Here is a 347-nt window from a genome sequence, read left to right as displayed (position 1 = left end):
ATTGCTTGCTTCAAGGTGATGGGTTGGTGTTCGCGTCCACTGTGCGGTTGTCTGATTGCAACCGGCTGTCCATGTGTTGGTGGATGGTTGGGGTGTTTCAGTTGAATAGTGTCACTGTTGTGTGACCCGTAGGTTTCCCTGCTGTTGCCCGTGTTGAGGGTGGTGGTGTGGGGTTAGGGTTACGGCGGTCATAGCGTGGGGGAAACGCCCGGTTCCATTCCGAACCCGGAAGCTAAGGCCCACAGCGCCGATGGTACTGCAACCGGGAGGTTGTGGGAGAGTAGGTCGCCGCCGGACATTTTTTGAGGGAGGGCCTCGCACTGTTGGTGCGAGGCCCTTCCCGCATT

Annotated in this window: 1 rRNA gene; it reads left to right on the top strand. The window is 58.2% G+C overall.

The window, feature by feature from the left end:
- The first annotated feature begins 180 nt into the window (after window positions 1–180).
- A 5S ribosomal RNA gene (gene rrf / locus ACUJ8O_RS11540) occupies window positions 181–297 on the top strand.
- The last annotated feature ends 50 nt before the right edge of the window (window positions 298–347 follow it).

The sequence above is a fragment of the Micrococcus sp. EWR3.9.1 genome (assembly GCF_052615555.1).
This window is presented reverse-complemented; position numbering and strand designations above follow the sequence as displayed.